17 protein-coding genes are annotated in these 17,349 nt (G+C 57.4%); 10 read left to right on the forward strand and 7 right to left on the reverse strand.

The features are described from left to right. Positions 1-57 precede the first annotated feature (57 nt). Entirely contained in the window at positions 58-660 is a 603-nt protein-coding gene (locus tag CKW16_RS28240; protein WP_064679479.1) for a peroxiredoxin, read from the reverse strand. Between the two features lie 302 nt (positions 661-962). Here CKW16_RS28240 and CKW16_RS28245 point away from each other — a divergent pair, with 302 nt between their 5' ends. Continuing rightward, entirely contained in the window at positions 963-1,181 is a 219-nt protein-coding gene (locus CKW16_RS28245; protein ID WP_008155585.1) for a bacterioferritin-associated ferredoxin, read from the forward strand. Positions 1,182-1,379: 198 nt separating this feature from the next. Further along, a complete protein-coding gene (gene bfr / locus CKW16_RS28250) occupies positions 1,380-1,853 on the forward strand; it encodes a bacterioferritin (protein ID WP_056742015.1) in 474 nt (157 codons plus the stop codon). Between the two features lie 176 nt (positions 1,854-2,029). On the opposite strand, the gene grxD is transcribed toward bfr, so the two are convergent. The 3 genes from grxD to CKW16_RS28265 form a co-directional block, all read right to left on the reverse strand. Further along, entirely contained in the window at positions 2,030-2,371 is a 342-nt protein-coding gene (gene grxD, locus CKW16_RS28255; protein WP_007943565.1) for a Grx4 family monothiol glutaredoxin, read from the reverse strand. Positions 2,372-2,468: 97 nt separating this feature from the next. Next, complete coding sequence (locus tag CKW16_RS28260; RefSeq protein ID WP_095132538.1) at positions 2,469-4,574, reverse strand: molybdopterin oxidoreductase family protein; 2,106 nt, start codon at positions 4,572-4,574, stop codon at positions 2,469-2,471. A gap of 134 nt (positions 4,575-4,708) precedes the next feature. After that, a complete protein-coding gene (locus CKW16_RS28265; RefSeq protein ID WP_095132541.1) occupies positions 4,709-4,999 on the reverse strand; it encodes a hypothetical protein in 291 nt (96 codons plus the stop codon). Between the two features lie 417 nt (positions 5,000-5,416). On the opposite strand from CKW16_RS28265, the gene argF reads away from it, so the two are divergent. Both argF and CKW16_RS28275 read left to right on the forward strand, forming a co-directional pair. Continuing rightward, on the forward strand, positions 5,417-6,337 hold the full coding sequence (gene argF, locus CKW16_RS28270) for an ornithine carbamoyltransferase (protein WP_033053690.1): 921 nt from the start codon (positions 5,417-5,419) through the stop codon (positions 6,335-6,337). Further along, on the forward strand, positions 6,334-7,443 hold the full coding sequence (locus CKW16_RS28275) for an ABC transporter ATP-binding protein (protein ID WP_095132544.1): 1,110 nt from the start codon (positions 6,334-6,336) through the stop codon (positions 7,441-7,443). The genes argF and CKW16_RS28275 overlap by 4 nt, the downstream gene beginning before the upstream one ends. A 110-nt stretch (positions 7,444-7,553) precedes the next feature. Here CKW16_RS28275 and CKW16_RS28280 read toward each other — a convergent pair whose 3' ends face one another. Continuing rightward, complete coding sequence (locus tag CKW16_RS28280) at positions 7,554-8,336, reverse strand: PhzF family phenazine biosynthesis protein (protein WP_095132547.1); 783 nt, start codon at positions 8,334-8,336, stop codon at positions 7,554-7,556. A 106-nt stretch (positions 8,337-8,442) separates the two neighbouring features. Beyond that, positions 8,443-8,913: a Cys-tRNA(Pro) deacylase gene (ybaK, locus tag CKW16_RS28285; protein ID WP_095132549.1), complete on the reverse strand. Its 471-nt coding sequence runs from the start codon at positions 8,911-8,913 to the stop codon at positions 8,443-8,445. A gap of 370 nt (positions 8,914-9,283) precedes the next feature. Between ybaK and CKW16_RS28290 the strand changes: the two genes are divergently transcribed. The 4 genes from CKW16_RS28290 to glpD all read left to right on the forward strand — a co-directional run bounded on the left by CKW16_RS28290 (position 9,284) and on the right by glpD (position 14,382). After that, positions 9,284-10,135 (forward strand): MIP/aquaporin family protein, encoded by an 852-nt coding sequence (locus CKW16_RS28290; RefSeq protein WP_095132551.1) that lies wholly within the window; start codon positions 9,284-9,286, stop codon positions 10,133-10,135. 75 nt (positions 10,136-10,210) lie between these two features. After that, positions 10,211-11,716, forward strand: coding sequence for a glycerol kinase GlpK (gene glpK, locus CKW16_RS28295; protein ID WP_095132553.1), 1,506 nt, complete (start codon positions 10,211-10,213; stop codon positions 11,714-11,716). A 95-nt stretch (positions 11,717-11,811) separates the two neighbouring features. Further along, positions 11,812-12,567: a DeoR/GlpR family transcriptional regulator gene (locus CKW16_RS28300; RefSeq protein WP_007916700.1), complete on the forward strand. Its 756-nt coding sequence runs from the start codon at positions 11,812-11,814 to the stop codon at positions 12,565-12,567. Positions 12,568-12,843: 276 nt separating this feature from the next. Next, positions 12,844-14,382, forward strand: coding sequence for a glycerol-3-phosphate dehydrogenase (gene glpD / locus CKW16_RS28305; RefSeq protein ID WP_095132555.1), 1,539 nt, complete (start codon positions 12,844-12,846; stop codon positions 14,380-14,382). 62 nt (positions 14,383-14,444) lie between these two features. On the opposite strand, the gene CKW16_RS28310 is transcribed toward glpD, so the two are convergent. After that, positions 14,445-15,332 carry a LysR family transcriptional regulator gene (locus tag CKW16_RS28310; protein WP_095132557.1) on the reverse strand — a complete coding sequence of 296 codons (888 nt, stop codon included), beginning with the start codon at positions 15,330-15,332 and terminating at the stop codon, positions 14,445-14,447. 105 nt (positions 15,333-15,437) lie between these two features. Between CKW16_RS28310 and CKW16_RS28315 the strand changes: the two genes are divergently transcribed. Next, positions 15,438-16,805, forward strand: a complete 1,368-nt coding sequence (locus CKW16_RS28315; RefSeq protein WP_095132559.1) for an MFS transporter — start codon at positions 15,438-15,440, stop codon at positions 16,803-16,805. Further along, positions 16,786-17,196 carry a DUF4440 domain-containing protein gene (locus tag CKW16_RS28320; RefSeq protein WP_095132561.1) on the forward strand — a complete coding sequence of 137 codons (411 nt, stop codon included), beginning with the start codon at positions 16,786-16,788 and terminating at the stop codon, positions 17,194-17,196. The genes CKW16_RS28315 and CKW16_RS28320 overlap by 20 nt, the downstream gene beginning before the upstream one ends. The last annotated feature ends 153 nt before the right edge of the window (positions 17,197-17,349 follow it).

Here is a 17,349-nt window from a genome sequence, read left to right on the forward strand (position 1 = left end):
TCCCACCCATAAAAAAACCGGCCTCAACGGCCGGTTTTTTTATGCCTCAAACGTGCCTTACAGCGCGGCAGCGTTCTCGGTCAGGTAAGCCGCGACGCCTTCGGTCGAAGCGGTCATGCCTTTGTCGCCTTTTTTCCAGTTGGCAGGGCAAACTTCGCCGTGCTCTTCGTGGAATTGCAGAGCGTCGACCAGACGGATCAGCTCTTCAATGTTACGGCCCAGCGGCAGGTCGTTGATGATCTGCGAACGGACAACGCCTTTGTCGTCGATCAGGAACGCGCCACGGAAAGCCACGCCGCCTTCGGACTCAACGTCGTAGGCCTTGGCGATTTCGTGCTTCAGGTCGGCAGCCATGGTGTAGCGAACTTCGCCGATACCACCATTGTTGACCGGGGTGTTGCGCCAGGCGTTGTGGGTGAAGTGCGAGTCGATCGAAACGGCGATCACTTCAACGTTGCGTGCCTTGAAGTCAGACATGCGGTTGTCCAGAGCGATCAGCTCGGACGGGCAAACGAAGGTGAAGTCCAGTGGGTAGAAGAACACCAGGCCGTATTTGCCTTTGATGGCCGACGACAGGGTGAAGCTGTCTACGATTTCGCCATTGCCGAGTACGGCCGGTACGGTGAAGTCTGGGGCTTGTTTGCCTACGAGTACGCTCATTGGATATCTCCTGGTGTAAAAACGTGAAGTTCCGGGTTTGCGCCAGCCTGCCACCTTCAGGCGACAGCCCTGTGACACGAACCCGCTTCATAAGGACCGGCAATCATACACTGCGTTTTTGCCCTGTCCTTAACGGTTTTTTTGTCAGGGGAAATGCTATCGACAGGTTTTCCTCGTGATCGACGCTGAGGGGAAACCGTTCGTCAGCCCTGAGCAAAGCTTTCAGAAACCACTTTGACAATCATTCTCGTTAACATTAAGATCCATCGCAATTGAGTCACAACCAGCGACGGTTTTCACTTATGTATGTTTGCCTCTGCACTGGCGTCACCGACGGTCAAATCCGCGAAGCGATCTATGAAGGTTGCTGCAGCTATAAGGAAGTCCGTCAGGCCACCGGCGTAGCTAGCCAATGCGGCAAATGTGCCTGCCTTGCCAAGGAAGTGGTCCGCGAAACCCTGACCAAATTGCAATCGGCCCAGGCCGCGATTCCCTACCCTGTAGAATTTACTGCCGCGTAAATAACGTATTTCAAAGAACCGGACTTGATGTCCGGTTTTTTTATGTCTGAAAATCAATCGCTTACGCTCTAGACGCGGAACACAAACATTCTTATTCCGATTAATTTTCACTTAAGTTTCAATAACTTAGGTTTGACACTCTTAATTACGCGGCTCAAACTCTGCCTTATAGACAGCTACTTAGGGCAGGACCCCATCATGAAAGGCGACGTTACAGTCATCCAGCATCTCAACAAAATCCTTGCCAATGAGCTGGTCGCGATCAATCAATACTTCCTGCATGCACGCATGTACGAAGATTGGGGCCTGAACAAGCTCGGCAAGCACGAATACCACGAATCCATCGACGAGATGAAGCACGCGGACAAGCTGATCAAGCGCATTCTGTTCCTTGAAGGGCTGCCGAACGTCCAGGACCTGGGCAAGCTGCAGATCGGCGAACACACCAAGGAAATGCTTGAGTGCGACCTGCGTATCGAACGCACTGGTCATGCGGATCTCAAAGTGGCTATCGCTCATTGCGAAACCGTTGGCGACTTTGGTAGCCGTGAACTGCTTGAAGATATTCTTGAATCCGAAGAAGAACATATCGACTGGCTGGAAACCCAACTGGGTCTGATCGATAAAGTCGGTCTTGAGAACTATCTGCAATCGCAGATGGGCGAAGAGTAAGTTAGCGCCCGCTAAACTCGAGACAATAAAAAGCCCCGCGCTCTTTTAAAGAGGCGGGGCTTTTTTATGCCTGCTCTTGTAGGAGCATGGCTTGCCAGCGATGAACGATGACGCGGTGTTCTTGCTAAACCGCGGCGCCCGCATCGCGAGCAAGCTCGGCTCCTACAAAGAGCGGATCAGGCTTCGGTCTTGTTTGCAGCAGCAGCTTCGACAGCAGCCTTGATGGTGGTTTGCAGCGAACCGTCTGCAGCCATCTCAGTCATGATGTCGCTACCGCCGACCAGCTCACCGCCAACCCACAGTTGCGGGAAGGTTGGCCAGTTGGCGTATTTTGGCAGGTTGGCGCGGATTTCCGGGTTCTGCAGGATGTCCACGTAAGCAAATTTTTCACCACACGCCATCACGGCCTGCGCGGCTTTCGCGGAGAAGCCACACTGCGGGGCATTCGGCGAGCCTTTCATGTAAAGCAGAATGGTGTTGTTAGCAATCTGCTCTTTAATCGTTTCGATGATATCCATGGAACACCTCGGCTGAACTTTCCGACTCAGGGGTCGGCACGGTGGCGCATTGTAACGGAAACCCGAGCACCCTGCTCGGTCTCCCCGACAGACTTGATCAAGCCGCCGCCACGGTCACTGGCACACCGTTCAACGCCGCATTGCCCGACAACTCATCGAGCTGACACTCGTCGGTCAAGTCATTGGCGCTGGAGCCCGGCTGACCGCTGGCAATGGTCATCTGCACACCCGGCCGCGCATGGCCCCAACCGTGCGGAAGGCTAACCACGCCTTTCATCATATCCAGACTGCCGAGCACTTCAACTTCGATCTCACCGACCCGCGAACTGACCCGCACTCGCTGCCCGTCGTTAAGCCCACGGCTGGCCAGGTCATCCGGGTGCATCAGCAATTGATGGCGCGGCTTGCCCTTCACCAGGCGGTGATAGTTGTGCATCCACGAGTTGTTGCTGCGCACATGACGGCGGCCAATCATCAGCAACTCATCAAAAGCCGGCGCTTTCAATGCCGCAAAGCGCACGAGGTCCGCAAGGATCGCGGCAGGCGCGGCCTGGACTCGCTGATTAGCCGTTTTCAGACGTGGAGCCAGATTGGATTTCAATGCCCCAAGATCGACACCGTGAGGGTGATCAAACAACGTCGCCAGCGATAGCTTGTGCTCCGAAGCGTCGCCATAAAGCCCCATCCGCAAGCCACGGTCGATCATCTGCGCTGGCGGGACCGTCGGTTTCAGTTCCATGCCAGTCTTCGCAGCAAAGGCCTTGGCCAGCCCCACGAAAATCTCCCAGTCATGCAACGCACCTTCGGGCTTGGCCAGGATAGCGCGGTTGAATCGACTGACGTTACGCACCGCAAACATATTGAAAGTCGTGTCGTAATGATCGTTTTCCAGGGCCGAGGTGGACGGCAGAATCAGGTCGGCATAACGCGTGGTTTCATTGATGTACAGGTCGATGCTGACCATGAACTCCAAACCGTCCAGCGCCTGTTCCAGCTGTCGGCCATTGGGCGTCGACAGCACCGGATTACCCGCCACGGTAATCAGCGCGCGGACCTGCCCTTCCCCTTCGGTGAGCATCTCTTCGGCCAGCGCCGACACCGGCAGTTCTCCACCATATTCAGGACGCCCGGAAACCCGGCTCTGCCACAGATTGAAATGCCCACCTGAGGTGGACGCCACCAAATCCACCGCCGGTTCGGTGCACAACGCACCTCCTACGCGATCGAGATTACCGGTGACCAGATTGATCAACTGCACAACCCAATGACACAAGGTGCCGAACGCCTGGGTCGAGACGCCCATGCGGCCGTAGCAGACCGCCGTCGGCGCCGCCGCAAAGTCCCGCGCCAGTTGGCGGATCTGTTCGGCGGGCACCGCGCACAGTGGGCTCATGGCCTCGGCGGTGAAATTCGCGACCGCCTCCCGCACCTCATCCAGACCGTCCACCGGCAAATGACTGTCGCGGGTCAGGCCTTCAGCGAACAACGTGTTGAGCAGTCCGAACAACAACGCCGCATCGCCACCGGGGCGCACGAATAGATGCTGGTCGGCAATCGCCGCCGTTTCGCTGCGGCGCGGATCGACCACCACCACTTTGCCGCCGCGGGCCTGAATGGCCTTCAAGCGCTTCTCAACATCCGGCACGGTCATGATGCTGCCGTTGGAGGCCATCGGATTGCCGCCGAGGATCAGCATGAAATCGGTGTGATCGATGTCCGGGATCGGCAACAGCAAACCGTGGCCGTACATCAAATGGCTGGTCAGGTGATGGGGCAATTGGTCGACTGAGGTCGCGGAAAACCGGTTGCGGGTTTTCAACAGGCCGAGAAAGTAATTGCTGTGAGTCATCAACCCATAGTTGTGCACGCTGGGGTTGCCTTGATACACCGCCACCGCGTTTTGCCCATGACGCTCCTGAATCGCCGCCAGACGTTCGGCTACAAGGCTGAAGGCGTCTTCCCACTCAATGGGTTGCCATTCACTGCCGACACGCAGCATCGGCTGACGCAGACGATCCGGATCGTTCTGAATATCTTGCAGGGCGACGGCCTTGGGGCAGATGTGCCCGCGGCTGAATGTATCCTGAGCGTCACCCTTGATCGAAGTGATCTGCACCGCGCCTTCGACCTCGGTGGTTTCGATGGTCAGGCCGCAGATGGCTTCACACAAGTGGCACGCACGGTGATGGAGAGTCTTGGTCATGGCCAGTCTCTGTCTTGTTCTGGGCGGGCAATATCGGCCGCGGGAACAAAACTATGGCGCCAGATCCACTGCTGCGCCAGCGACGTTCGTCTTGTGAATCGGCGGCCATCAGGCCAGCCGATGACCGCTGGGGATCAGTTCGGCGGCAGCCTCGGCGGCGTCTGCAACTGGATCTCCTGGACAGTTTCGATCTGCTCTTGAGCGAGATGAACACCGGTGAGTTCGCCGATCAGCCGCCAGTGCTCGTCGAGCCCGGTGCTGATGGTTGCCATGCGGTCGATCATCCGTCGGCCGGCAGCCTTGGTCACTTCGTCTTCACTGCGCATCAACTCGAAGGACATCGAAGTCATGGACGCGGTGAGGTGGGTCAGCGAGCGAGCCGTGAGGCCGAGTAATTCCATTAACTGTCGTTCTTTCGATTCCATTCCGAAGGCTTCCTGCGTCGTTCGTGCGTTAGTTATAACCCGCCACTTTGCATTAGCAAATGTTTCAGACCAGACACATCCCTCAATCCTGAGTACAAATGTTTCGAATGACAGGTCAGAAACCGACCGTTGCTATGCCTTCCCCGCCCCGTTTGATTGCAAAGCCCCGTGACCCCGGTGTACAAATGACGGGCTGCTGTCAGGAAACAGGCTTCAAAAGCGCTACTGCGGTCATCCCGTAGCCCCTCTGAAATCCCCTAAAAACCGTAGCCCTATTGGTAAGACGCGACATTTAATTATAAGATCGCGCCTTCCCCTATTTCGTCGCCCCGTGCGGCTTACGCCGCAGGTCTCGCCCGTTTTTCAGTTAAACAAGGCTTTGAGTATCTGCGGTCTGTTGCAAAAAGGTAGTCAATGATGAGCGCAAGGCACTTTCTCTCCCTGATGGATTGCACGCCCGAAGAGCTGGTCAGCGTGATCCGTCGAGGCGTTGAGCTCAAAGACCTGCGTAACCGCGGCGTACTGTTCGAGCCTCTGAAAAACCGCGTGCTCGGGATGATTTTCGAGAAATCCTCGACCCGCACCCGAATTTCGTTCGAAGCCGGCATGATCCAGCTCGGTGGCCAGGCGATTTTCCTGTCGCCACGCGACACCCAGCTGGGTCGTGGCGAGCCGATCGGCGACTGCGCGATCGTCATGTCGAGCATGCTCGACGCCGTGATGATCCGTACCTTTGCCCACAGCACCCTGACCGAATTCGCCGCCAACTCCCGCGTGCCCGTGATCAACGGCCTGTCCGATGACCTGCATCCGTGCCAGCTGCTGGCCGACATGCAGACGTTCCTCGAACACCGCGGTTCGATCCAGGGCAAAACCGTGGCCTGGATCGGTGACGGCAACAATATGTGCAACAGCTATATAGAAGCGGCGATCCAGTTCGACTTCCAGTTGCGCGTCGCTTGCCCGGAAGGCTTTGAACCCAACCCTGAGTTCGTGGCCAAGGCCGGTGATCGGGTCACCATCGTCCGCGATCCGAAGGATGCCGTACGCGGCGCCCACCTGGTCAGCACCGACGTCTGGACCTCCATGGGCCAGGAAGAGGAAACCGCCAAGCGCCTGAAGCTGTTCGCGCCGTTCCAGGTCAACCGCGCCCTGCTCGACCTGGCCGCACCGGACGTGCTGTTCATGCACTGCCTGCCGGCCCACCGTGGCGAGGAAATCAGCGTCGACCTGCTCGATGACCAGCGCTCCGTCGCGTGGGATCAAGCCGAAAACCGTCTTCACGCACAAAAGGCCCTGCTCGAGTTTCTCGTCGAGCCGGCGTATCACCACGCATGAGCCATCCATTACTGCTGAACCTGCGCAACCTCGCCTGCGGCTATCAAGACCAGCGCGTCGTGCAGAACCTCAACCTGCATTTGAATGCCGGCGACATCGGTTGCCTGCTGGGCTCTTCGGGTTGCGGTAAAACCACTACCCTGCGGGCGATTGCCGGTTTCGAACCGGTACACGAAGGTGAAATCCAGTTGGCGGGCGAGACAATCTCCCGCGCCGGCTTCACCCTCGCCCCGGAGAAACGCCGGATCGGCATGGTGTTCCAGGATTACGCACTGTTTCCGCATTTGAGCGTGGCCGAGAACATCGCCTTCGGGATCCGCAAGCACCCGCAAAAGGATCGCGTCACCGAAGAGTTGCTGGAACTGGTCAACCTGAAAAACCTCGGCAAACGCTTCCCCCATGAGCTGTCCGGTGGTCAACAGCAGCGCGTCGCACTGGCCCGCGCCCTGGCGCCGGAACCGCAACTGCTGCTGCTCGACGAACCCTTTTCCAACCTTGATGGCGAGCTGCGACGCAAGCTCAGCCATGAGGTGCGCGATATCCTAAAGGCTCGTGGTACCAGCGCGATTCTGGTGACCCACGACCAGGAAGAGGCCTTCGCAGTGAGCGATCATGTGGGGGTGTTCAAAGAAGGTCGCCTGGAGCAGTGGGACACGCCTTACAACCTGTATCACGAACCGCTGACGCCGTTTGTGGCCAGTTTCATCGGCCAGGGTTATTTCATTCGCGGTCAGCTGAGCAGCCCCGAGTCGGTGCAGACCGAACTGGGTGAGTTACGCGGTAATCGTGCCTACACCTGGCCGGTTGGCGGTGCGGTGGATGTGTTGCTGCGTCCGGACGATATCGTGTATGCACCGGACAGCACGCTGAAGGCGCGGATTGTCGGCAAGTCTTTCCAGGGTGCGTCCACCTTGTATCGCTTGCAGTTACCGACCGGCGCGCAGCTGGAGTCGATTTTCCCGAGCCATGCCGATCATCAGGTGGGTTCAGAGGTCGGCATTCGTGTCGCGGCTGAACACCTGGTGCTGTTTCAGGCGTCGGGCAGTACGGCGGCGCAGATTCCGGCCGTCGAATCCGGTGTGCGCCGCTACAGCAGCGCCCACTGACACCTGAATCTGTAGGAGCAAAGCTTGCTCGCGATAGCATCGCCGCGATTTAGCTGATGCAGCGCGTCATCGTTCATCGCGAGCGAGCTTTGCTCCTACAAAGATCAGCATCAACCCAGCATCAGCGTTCCGCTTGCAACGAGCGTCGCATTCCCGCCGATTTTCACCCGATCCCCTTCCAACCGACAGAACAACTCCCCGCCTCGAGCCGAACGCTGACAAGCCGTCAGGCTCGACTTGCCCAAACGTTTCGACCAGTACGGGATCAGGCTGCAATGGGTGGAACCGGTCACCGGGTCTTCGTTGATACCGATCGCCGGCGCGAAGTAGCGGGAAACAAAATCATGCTTACTGCCCCTGGCCGTGACAATTGCCCCCGGCCAGGGCAGCTTCGCCAGCGCCGCCATGTCCGGCTGACATTCGAGTACCGCCTGCTCGGATTCCAGCACCACGAACAACTCGTTCGACCCCAGCACATCAACCGCTTCCACACCGAGCGCGCGCTCGACATCCAGGGTCACGCCCACTTCCGACGGAATGAGCGCCGGGAAATCCAGCCACAAGCGCTCACCCTCACGACTCACACTGAGCGGGCCGGACTTGCAGACGAAGTCCAGTCGCTCGACCGGCTCTTTGTAGATTTCAAACAGAACATAAGCACTGGCCAGGGTTGCATGACCGCACAACGGCACTTCGGTGGTCGGGGTAAACCAGCGGATGTGCCAGCCCTGCCCTTCGCGCACCACGAAAGCGGTTTCGGCGAGGTTGTGCTCGGCGGCGATCTTCTGCATCAACTCATCGGCAAGCCAGGCATCGAGGCGATAGACCATCGCCGGGTTGCCACTGAACGGCCGATCACTGAACGCATCGACCTGATGAAACTCAAGCTGCATAACCTTCTCCCTTTGTCAGGTCACGGAGCATGAAGCCGCCGACAACCCGGCACCAGTGACAGAGCCCGTAAATTTCCACCATACAGCGCCGGGCTGATAGTCCGCGTCAGGCACGGCCGATATCAGCGAACGTCGCCTGGGTATGTTCGGCCAGCACCGCGGGTGCCAATTCGACTTCCAGCCCTCGTCGCCCCGCGCTGACAAAAATGCTAGCGAAAGGTTGAGCTGAATTATCGATAAAGGTGCGCAAGCGCTTTTTCTGTCCCAGCGGGCTGATGCCACCCAAGAGATAACCGGTGGATCGTTGCGCAGCGGCAGGATCGGCCATTTCGACTTTTTTCACGCCCGCTGCATGAGCCAGGCCTTTCAAGTCCAGACTTCCGACGACCGGCACCACGGCCACCAGCAATTCACCTTTCTCGCTGGCCGCCAGCAAAGTCTTGAACACCTGCGTCGGGTCCAATCCCAACTTTTCCGCGGCCTCCAGCCCGTAGGACGCTGCCTTCGGATCATGTTCGTAACTGTGCACGCGATGTTCGGCACGAACTTTTTTCAACAAATCCAATGCGGGGGTCATGACAGCTCCAGACTGGGCGGCAGTAGAAAAATACTGCGCTGGATTCTAGGTCATTGATCAGTAAAAGGCTCTATTGCGGCACTATTTCAAAGGCTTGGCGGCGCCTTATGCCGTTCGTCCACCTTCGACCTGCCGCGTGAACGATGCGGTCATTCACGTGACTAATAGTTCGATTGTGACCGATGGTTCATTTTCGACCTTTGACAGCAGCGTTTCTTGTCTATATTTTTTCGAATCTGAATACTGTACGAATGCTCCTATCGCAGCACCCAGCAGTAGGCCGAGAACAGGATGGGGATCCTGCCTCGGTGAAAATCGCGCTTTGACCATGATGAAAAAGCGCCAGACAACAACAAAAACGAGGTTTTCAATGACAACTGCTTTACAACAACCGTCGCTCTCAAGCCAATGCATGGCCGAATTCCTGGGCACTGCGCTGCTGATCTTTTTTGGTACAGGCTGCGTTGCCGCGCTCAAGGTCGGGGGTGCCAGCTTCGGCCTCTGGGAAATCAGTATCATCTGGGGGGTCGGCGTGAGCATGGCGATCTACCTGACTGCTGGCGTTTCCGGGGCTCATCTCAATCCCGCCGTCAGCATTGCCTTGAGCATTTTCGCTGACTTCGAAAAGCGCAAACTGCCGTTCTATATTCTCGCCCAGATCGCTGGTGCCTTCTGTGGAGCGTTGTTGGTTTACACGCTGTACAGCAATTTATTCTTCGATTACGAACAAACTCACCATATGGTTCGTGGTACTCAGGCCAGCCTCGAATTGGCGTCGGTGTTCTCCACCTTCCCCAACCCGGCCTTGACCACGGCACAAGCCTTCCTGGTTGAGGTGATCATCACTGCCATCCTGATGGGCGTGATCATGTCCCTGACCGACGACAACAATGGATTGCCAAAGGGTCCGCTCGCCCCGCTGCTGATCGGCCTGCTGATTGCCGTGATTGGCAGTTCGATGGGTCCGCTGACCGGTTTTGCGATGAACCCGGCGCGCGACTTCGGTCCTAAACTGATGACTTTCTTCGCTGGCTGGGGTGAAATTTCCTTCACCGGTGGGCGCGATATCCCGTATTTCCTGATTCCGGTTTTTGCACCGATTGTCGGTGCCTGCCTCGGTGCTGCAGCGTATCGCGGGCTGATTGCCCGTCATCTGCCCAGTGCCCTACCTGCTACAAAGGACGCAGCACCGGCCATTGACGGCAAACCAAGAACTTCTTGATACCGTTGGCGTGTGATCCTGCCCATCAGATCACGCGCCGGACCTCTCTCCCTTTTTTCGTCCAAGGCAATCGACATGACCGACACTCAGAATAAGAACTACATCATTGCCCTCGATCAGGGTACGACCAGCTCCCGCGCGATCATTTTCGACCGCGACGCGAACGTGGTCTGCACCGCCCAGCGCGAATTCGCACAGCATTACCCGCAAGCCGGTTGGGTCGAACACGACCCGATGGAAATCTTCGCCACCCAAAGCGCCGTGATGGTCGAGGCCCTGGCTCAAGCTGGCCTGCATCACGACCAGGTTGCTGCCATCGGCATCACCAACCAGCGCGAAACCACCGTGGTCTGGGACAAGACCACCGGCCGCCCGATCTACAACGCGATCGTCTGGCAGTGCCGCCGCAGCACCGAGATCTGCCAGCAACTCAAGCGCGACGGTCACGAGCAATACATCAGCGACACCACCGGCCTGGTTACCGACCCGTACTTCTCCGGCACCAAGCTCAAATGGATCCTCGACAACGTCGAAGGCAGCCGCGAACGTGCGCGCAAAGGCGAACTGTTGTTCGGCACCATCGACAGCTGGCTGATCTGGAAATTTACCGGCGGCAAGGTGCACGTCACCGACTACACCAACGCCTCGCGCACCATGCTCTTCAACATCCACACGCTGGAGTGGGATGCGAAGATGCTGGAGGTGCTGGATATTCCGCGCGAGATGCTGCCAGAAGTTAAATCCTCGTCGGAAATCTACGGCCACACCAAAAGCGGCATAGCCATCGGCGGTATCGCGGGCGACCAGCAAGCGGCCCTGTTCGGCCAGATGTGCGTCGAGCCAGGCCAGGCGAAAAACACCTACGGCACCGGCTGCTTCCTGCTGATGAACACCGGCGACAAAGCCGTGAAATCCAAGCACGGCATGCTCACCACCATCGCTTGCGGCCCGCGCGGCGAAGTGGCTTACGCACTGGAAGGTGCTGTGTTCAACGGTGGCTCCACCGTTCAATGGCTGCGTGATGAACTGAAAATCATCAACGACGCCCACGACACCGAATACTTCGCCAACAAGGTCAAGGACAGCAACGGCGTGTACCTGGTACCCGCCTTCACCGGTCTGGGCGCTCCGTACTGGGACCCGTATGCCCGTGGCGCGCTGTTCGGTCTGACTCGCGGCGTACGCGTGGATCACATCATTCGTGCAGCCCTTGAGTCGATTGCCTACCAGACCCGCGATGTTCTCGACGCCATGCAACAGGATTCCGGCGAACGCTTGAAATCCCTGCGTGTCGACGGCGGTGCGGTGGCGAACAACTTCCTGATGCAGTTCCAGGCTGACATCCTCGGCACTCAGGTCGAGCGTCCGCAAATGCGCGAAACCACCGCACTGGGCGCGGCTTACCTGGCCGGTCTGGCATGTGGCTTCTGGAGCAGCCTGGATGAGTTGCGCGGCAAGGCGGTGATCGAGCGCGAATTCGAACCGACCCTGGATGAAACCGCGAAAGAAAAACTCTACGCCGGCTGGAAAAAAGCCGTCAGCCGTACCCGCGATTGGGAACCGCATGAAGGCGCTGAATAAGCCGAGCTGAGTATTCGTATCGGTATGTAACTGGTAGGGAGCAGATTCCTGCGGCATCATGGGCAAATTTTGCACGGCAGCCCAAAGGAAGCCCCATGAATCTGCCTCCCCGTCAGCAGCAAATCCTCGAACTGGTCCGCGAACGCGGCTATGTCAGCATCGAGGAAATGGCTACGCTGTTCGTCGTTACACCGCAAACCATCCGCCGCGATATCAATCAGCTCGCGGAAGCTAATTTGTTGCGTCGCTACCACGGCGGCGCAGCCTACGATTCCAGCGTCGAAAACACCGCCTACGCCATGCGTGCCGATCAGATGCGTGATGAAAAGCAGCGTATCGGTGAAGCCATTGCGGCTCAAATCCCCGATCACGCCTCGCTGTTCATCAATATCGGTACCACCACCGAATCCATCGCCCGGGCGTTGCTCAATCACAATCACCTGAAGATCATCACCAACAACCTGCATGTGGCTTCGATGCTCAGCGCCAAGGACGACTTCGATGTCCTGCTGACCGGTGGCAACGTGCGGCGCGACGGTGGCGTGGTCGGTCAGGCCAGTGTCGACTTCATTAACCAGTTCAAAGTTGATTTCGCCCTGGTCGGCATCAGCGGTATCGATGAAGACGGCAGTCTGCTGGACTTCGACTATCAGGAAGTTCGGGTGTCCCAGGCGATCATCGCCAATGCCCGACAGGTCATCCTCGCAGCGGATTCCAGCAAATTCGGGCGCAACGCCATGATTCGTCTGGGGCCGATCAGCTTGATTGATTGCCTGGTGACCGATCAGCAGCCGGTGCCGGCGTTGGCGCAGTTGCTGAGTCAGCACAAGATTCGGTTGGAGGTTGTTTAACCGCGGAAGCGGTTAAACAACCTGTAGGAGCACGGCTTGCCGGCGATGGCGGCCTCGAGTACGCCATCGCGGGCAAGCCATGCTCCTACAGAAGCCGCAGCAAATCTCCCCTCTTCATTCTTTCAATGTTCGAAAATTTTCCTTTCACGGCCCTTCGATCAGTATTTTCAATCGAAGTTAACTGGCTGTGGGCGACTTTATGGGCTACCATTTTCGCAAATGAACATTAATGTTCGAATTCCAATACAGAAAATCATAAAAGCCCGAGGCTAGCCGATGCCCACTTCTACCTTGCCTACGCCCCCTCTCGCTGAGATCTACGATATCGCCGTCATCGGTGGCGGGATCAATGGCGTGGGGATCGCAGCGGATGCCGCCGGTCGCGGTCTTTCGGTGTTTCTTTGCGAAAAGGACGACTTGGCCAGCCACACCTCGTCGGCCAGCAGCAAGCTGATCCACGGTGGCCTGCGCTACCTTGAACATTACGAATTCCGTCTGGTGCGCGAAGCCCTGGCCGAACGCGAAGTGCTGCTGGCCAAGGCCCCGCACATCGTCAAACAGATGCGCTTCGTGCTGCCGCACCGCCCACACCTGCGTCCGGCGTGGATGATCCGCGCCGGTCTGTTCCTTTATGACAACCTCGGCAAACGGGAAAAACTCGAAGGCTCGAAAAGCCTGAAGTTCGGCCCGGACAGCCCGCTGAAAAGCGAAATCACCAAAGGCTTCGAATACTCCGATTGCTGGGTCGATGACGCCCGTCTTGTCGTACTGAACGCCATGGCCGCCCGCGAAAAAGGCGCCCACGTTCACACCCAAACCCGTTGCGTCAGCGCCCGCCGCACCAAGGGAATGTGGCACCTGCATCTGGAACGCGCCGATGGCAGTCTGTTTTCGATCCGCGCCAAGGCACTGGTAAACGCCGCCGGCCCTTGGGTCGCCAAGTTCATTCGTGACGACCTGAAGATGGAATCGCCGTACGGCATCCGTCTGATCCAGGGCAGCCACCTGATCGTGCCGAAACTGTACGAAGGCGAACACGCACACATTCTGCAAAACGAAGATCAGCGCATCGTTTTCACCATTCCGTACCTGAACCACTTCACCCTGATCGGCACCACCGACCGCGAGTACACCGGCGATCCGGCTGCAGTTGCGATCACTGAAGGCGAAACCGACTACCTGTTGAAAGTGGTCAACTCCCATTTCAAGAAACGCATCAGCCGCGACGATATCCTGCACAGCTATTCCGGCGTTCGTCCGCTGTGCAACGACGAGTCCGACAACCCGTCGGCCGTTACCCGCGACTACACCCTGGCGCTGTCGGGCACCGGTGAAGAAGCGCCGCTGTTATCGGTGTTCGGCGGCAAGCTGACCACCTACCGCAAACTGGCCGAGTCGGCGCTGGCGCAACTGGCTCCGTACTTCAAGGACATCAAGCCAAGCTGGACCGCCAGCGCCACCCTGCCGGGCGGTGAAGACATGACCACCCCGCAAGCCTTGTGCGCCTTGATCCGTGACAAATTCGACTGGGTGCCGACCGAAATTGCCCGCCGCTGGGCCACCACCTACGGCAGCCGCACCTGGCGCATGCTGGAAGGCGTACAGAATCTCGGCGATATGGGCGAACACATCGGCGGCGGGCTCTACACCCGCGAAGTCGATTACCTGTGCAGCGAAGAGTGGGCGACCACCGCGCACGACATCCTGTGGCGCCGCAGCAAGCTGGGGCTGTTCACCACCCCGGCGGAACAGGACAAGCTCAAGGATTACCTGAACAAGGTCGAGCAGAACCGCAGCAAGATCGAAGCGGCCTGATCGGCAATCTGGTTAAAGTAAAGCCCCTGAATCTCACGATTCAGGGGCTTTTTTGTAGGTGCTTACTGCCCCAGATGCAGCAACAGGAAATCAATGAACACCCTCGATTTGTGGGGCAAATGCGGGCTGTTGGGAAACACCACGTTGACGGACTGCGAGGGCAGCGAATAGTCGGGCAACAACCGGATCAGCCGCTCGCTGGCGATGTCGTCCTTGACCACCCACGCGGGCAGCACCGAGACGCCTAGCGACGACAACGTCATGGAGCGGATGGCCGTGGAAGAATTGGATTCAAACTGATTGATCCCGTTGATCTCGACAGCCCCCAATTGCGGATGGCGCAACGCCCACTGGGTCGGTGCCTGCAGGTTGCTGTTGGCGATCCATGGCACCGAATTCAGGTCCTGAGGACTCTGCACCGGGTGACGTGCAAGAAACGTCTCGGTAGCCACCAGGACAATTTCATAATCCGCCAGTTTACGACTCTTGAAAGCCGAGTCCGCCAAGTTGCCTAAACGGATGACCAGGTCTAACTTTTCCGCCACCAGATCATTGAGTGACGAGTTGAAGTTATAACAGATTTTTACTTCCGGATAGCGCTCTATAAATTGCGGTATCAACGGAAGAATATAGGCCTCGCCGTATTCACTGGTGGAACTGAAGCGTAACTTGCCGGACACCCGATTATGCCCTTTTAATACATTATCGAAGGCGTTATCGATATCCGCGACAATACCTTTGAATTCTTCATAAAAGTCCTGACCGATTTCGGTGAGGGATATATTTCGGGTATTCCGAATCAACAACGTCGCTGACAGCACGTCCTCCAGCGCCTTGACATGCAGGCTGGCCATGGCTTTGCTGATACTCAGGTAATTGGCAGCCTTGGTGTAAGAACCAAAATCGACCACGGCCAGGAATGTCTGGACCCGATTAAGATGAGTGTGCATAGCAATATGGCTCACTGTTAAATCCCGTCAAACATTGTTTCAAGGATAGTCGTATCGACAGTTCAAGTCCACCGCCCCTATGCTTTGCGGCAAAGGGGAAACAACATGACCTATCGCTACAAAGTTGCACTAATATTCCTGATCGGCTTTTTTATAGACTGCATTAACATCTTTATGTCGGCGGTCGCATTACCGAGTATATCGACGGCGCTGCACGTTAGTACTTCAGACGTTGCCTGGGTGGCTAACGCTTATATTCTGGGGCTGACACTGATCATCCCGGTCAGCACCTGGCTGGCCGGTCGTTTTGGCAGCCGGGAAATCCTCACCGCCTCGATGATCGTATTCACCGCTTCCGTGTGGATGTGCGGGCTGGCCAACAGTTTCAACGAGCTGGTGATCTGGCGCTTCGTCCAGGGGATTGGCGGCGGCCTTTTGATTCCAGTCGGCCAGGCGCTGACGTTCAACCTGTTCAAGGGCGAGCAGCGGGCGAAAATATCCACATTGGTCATGGCCGTTGCCCTGATAGCGCCCGCCATTTCACCAACCATAGGCGGTGTCATCGTCGACAGCAGCTCCTGGCGCTGGGTGTTCTACAGCAACATCCCGTTCTCGCTGATCGCGGCATTGCTGTCCTGGTTCTGGATCAACGAAGCGCGGCCGACGAGTTTGCCCCGGCCCGACATCAAGGGCTTGCTGCTGGTCAGCGCGGCACTCGGCAGCCTGCTGATGGGCATGTCGTTGTATGGCGGCGACGCTCCGGCATGGGTGGCCGCCCTCTTCGTCATGGCCGGCGTCGCTTTCGTCGTGCTGTACGGGCTGCACTACCGCACATGCAAAAAACCGATCATTGAACTGAGCCTGCTCAAAAGCAAAAAACTCAGCACCTCCATCTTTATCTATTACGCGATTCCCGGTGTATTCACGGGGGTCAACTTGATGAGCATCTTCTTCCTGCAAAACACCCTGCACTTCAGCGCCCGACTGACAGGAATGTTCATGATCCTCTACGCCATCGGCGCGTTCATCGCGATGCTGATCTGTGGCCGGGTCTATAACCGGATGGGCGCGAAGCGGCTGTTTGCCCTCGGCATGCTCTTGCACAGCGCCGGCATCGCCACCCTGGTACTGGTGAACGATCCCTCAGACTTTCTGGTGATTGTCATCGCCTACAGCTTGATGGGGATCGGCGGCGGCATCGGTGCCAACACAGCACAAACCACGTCGCTGATGGACTTCGAGGGCAATGACACCCACAAGGCCAGTGTCATCTGGAACATCAACCGACAGATGTCATTCAGCATCGACGCTGCCCTCTTCCTGATGGTTTTCAACCTGCTCTTGAAGCATTTCGATACCACCCAGGCCTACCACGTGACCTTTGCCATCGCCGCGCTGGTGGGCCTGTTCCCACTCTTTCAACTGAGTCAGTTGAACACTCAAAAGGACTGTCATGCACAACAAAATAGTTGAACAGGCGCACCACAGCATTCATCACGTGCACGCGTTGATCCACACCCTGTTCACCGACGCAAACGGTAAGGGGCAGCCCGCTCTCGAGCCGCTGATGTCTGAGTTCGCCGAGCACTTCACCATGGTTACCACTTCGGCCGCCATCGTCAGCCGGGCGATGGTCGAACAGATGTTCAAAGGTGCAGTCGGCGCCAAGCCAGGCCTGGAGATCGTCATCAGCGACCTGCAGACGGTATGGCAGGAAGGCAACAGCGTGGCGATTCGCTACAAGGAAACCCATCGCCTCGGCCAGCGCGAAAGCTCACGGGTTTCGGTGGCGATCATTGGCATGCATCACCACAACGCCCAATGGACCTACCTGCATGAGACGCCGCTCAGCCAGGAAAGCTGATTCTCGTATGAACGGCACGATTACTGGCTCTTATCTGGCCAATAGGGCGTTAGCGGCCGCAAACACCATTCGGTTTTCCGAACGCGACCTGCCGGTCGATTCGGTTAACCGGATTTCCCTAACATCAAAAACCTCGCCATAAATATTTAATCC

This window comes from Pseudomonas sp. Irchel s3h14 (assembly GCF_900187425.1).
Taxonomy (GTDB): Bacteria; Pseudomonadota; Gammaproteobacteria; order Pseudomonadales; family Pseudomonadaceae; genus Aquipseudomonas.

What these genes read in the sequence shown, in the direction of transcription:
- CKW16_RS28300 (WP_007916700.1), top strand. Translation starts at nt 11,812, where the DNA reads ATGAATCTGCCTCCCCGTCAGCAGCAAATCCTCGAACTGGTCCGCGAA.
- CKW16_RS28260 (WP_095132538.1), bottom strand. Translation starts at nt 4,574, where the DNA reads ATGACCAAGACTCTCCATCACCGTGCGTGCCACTTGTGTGAAGCCATC.
- CKW16_RS28315 (WP_095132559.1), top strand. Translation starts at nt 15,438, where the DNA reads ATGACCTATCGCTACAAAGTTGCACTAATATTCCTGATCGGCTTTTTT.
- CKW16_RS28320 (WP_095132561.1), top strand. Translation starts at nt 16,786, where the DNA reads ATGCACAACAAAATAGTTGAACAGGCGCACCACAGCATTCATCACGTG.
- grxD (WP_007943565.1), bottom strand. Translation starts at nt 2,371, where the DNA reads ATGGATATCATCGAAACGATTAAAGAGCAGATTGCTAACAACACCATT.
- CKW16_RS28290 (WP_095132551.1), top strand. Translation starts at nt 9,284, where the DNA reads ATGACAACTGCTTTACAACAACCGTCGCTCTCAAGCCAATGCATGGCC.
- ybaK (WP_095132549.1), bottom strand. Translation starts at nt 8,913, where the DNA reads ATGACCCCCGCATTGGATTTGTTGAAAAAAGTTCGTGCCGAACATCGC.
- CKW16_RS28265 (WP_095132541.1), bottom strand. Translation starts at nt 4,999, where the DNA reads ATGGAATCGAAAGAACGACAGTTAATGGAATTACTCGGCCTCACGGCT.
- CKW16_RS28275 (WP_095132544.1), top strand. Translation starts at nt 6,334, where the DNA reads ATGAGCCATCCATTACTGCTGAACCTGCGCAACCTCGCCTGCGGCTAT.
- CKW16_RS28280 (WP_095132547.1), bottom strand. Translation starts at nt 8,336, where the DNA reads ATGCAGCTTGAGTTTCATCAGGTCGATGCGTTCAGTGATCGGCCGTTC.
- glpK (WP_095132553.1), top strand. Translation starts at nt 10,211, where the DNA reads ATGACCGACACTCAGAATAAGAACTACATCATTGCCCTCGATCAGGGT.
- CKW16_RS28310 (WP_095132557.1), bottom strand. Translation starts at nt 15,332, where the DNA reads ATGCACACTCATCTTAATCGGGTCCAGACATTCCTGGCCGTGGTCGAT.
- CKW16_RS28245 (WP_008155585.1), top strand. Translation starts at nt 963, where the DNA reads ATGTATGTTTGCCTCTGCACTGGCGTCACCGACGGTCAAATCCGCGAA.
- bfr (WP_056742015.1), top strand. Translation starts at nt 1,380, where the DNA reads ATGAAAGGCGACGTTACAGTCATCCAGCATCTCAACAAAATCCTTGCC.
- glpD (WP_095132555.1), top strand. Translation starts at nt 12,844, where the DNA reads ATGCCCACTTCTACCTTGCCTACGCCCCCTCTCGCTGAGATCTACGAT.
- argF (WP_033053690.1), top strand. Translation starts at nt 5,417, where the DNA reads ATGAGCGCAAGGCACTTTCTCTCCCTGATGGATTGCACGCCCGAAGAG.
- CKW16_RS28240 (WP_064679479.1), bottom strand. Translation starts at nt 660, where the DNA reads ATGAGCGTACTCGTAGGCAAACAAGCCCCAGACTTCACCGTACCGGCC.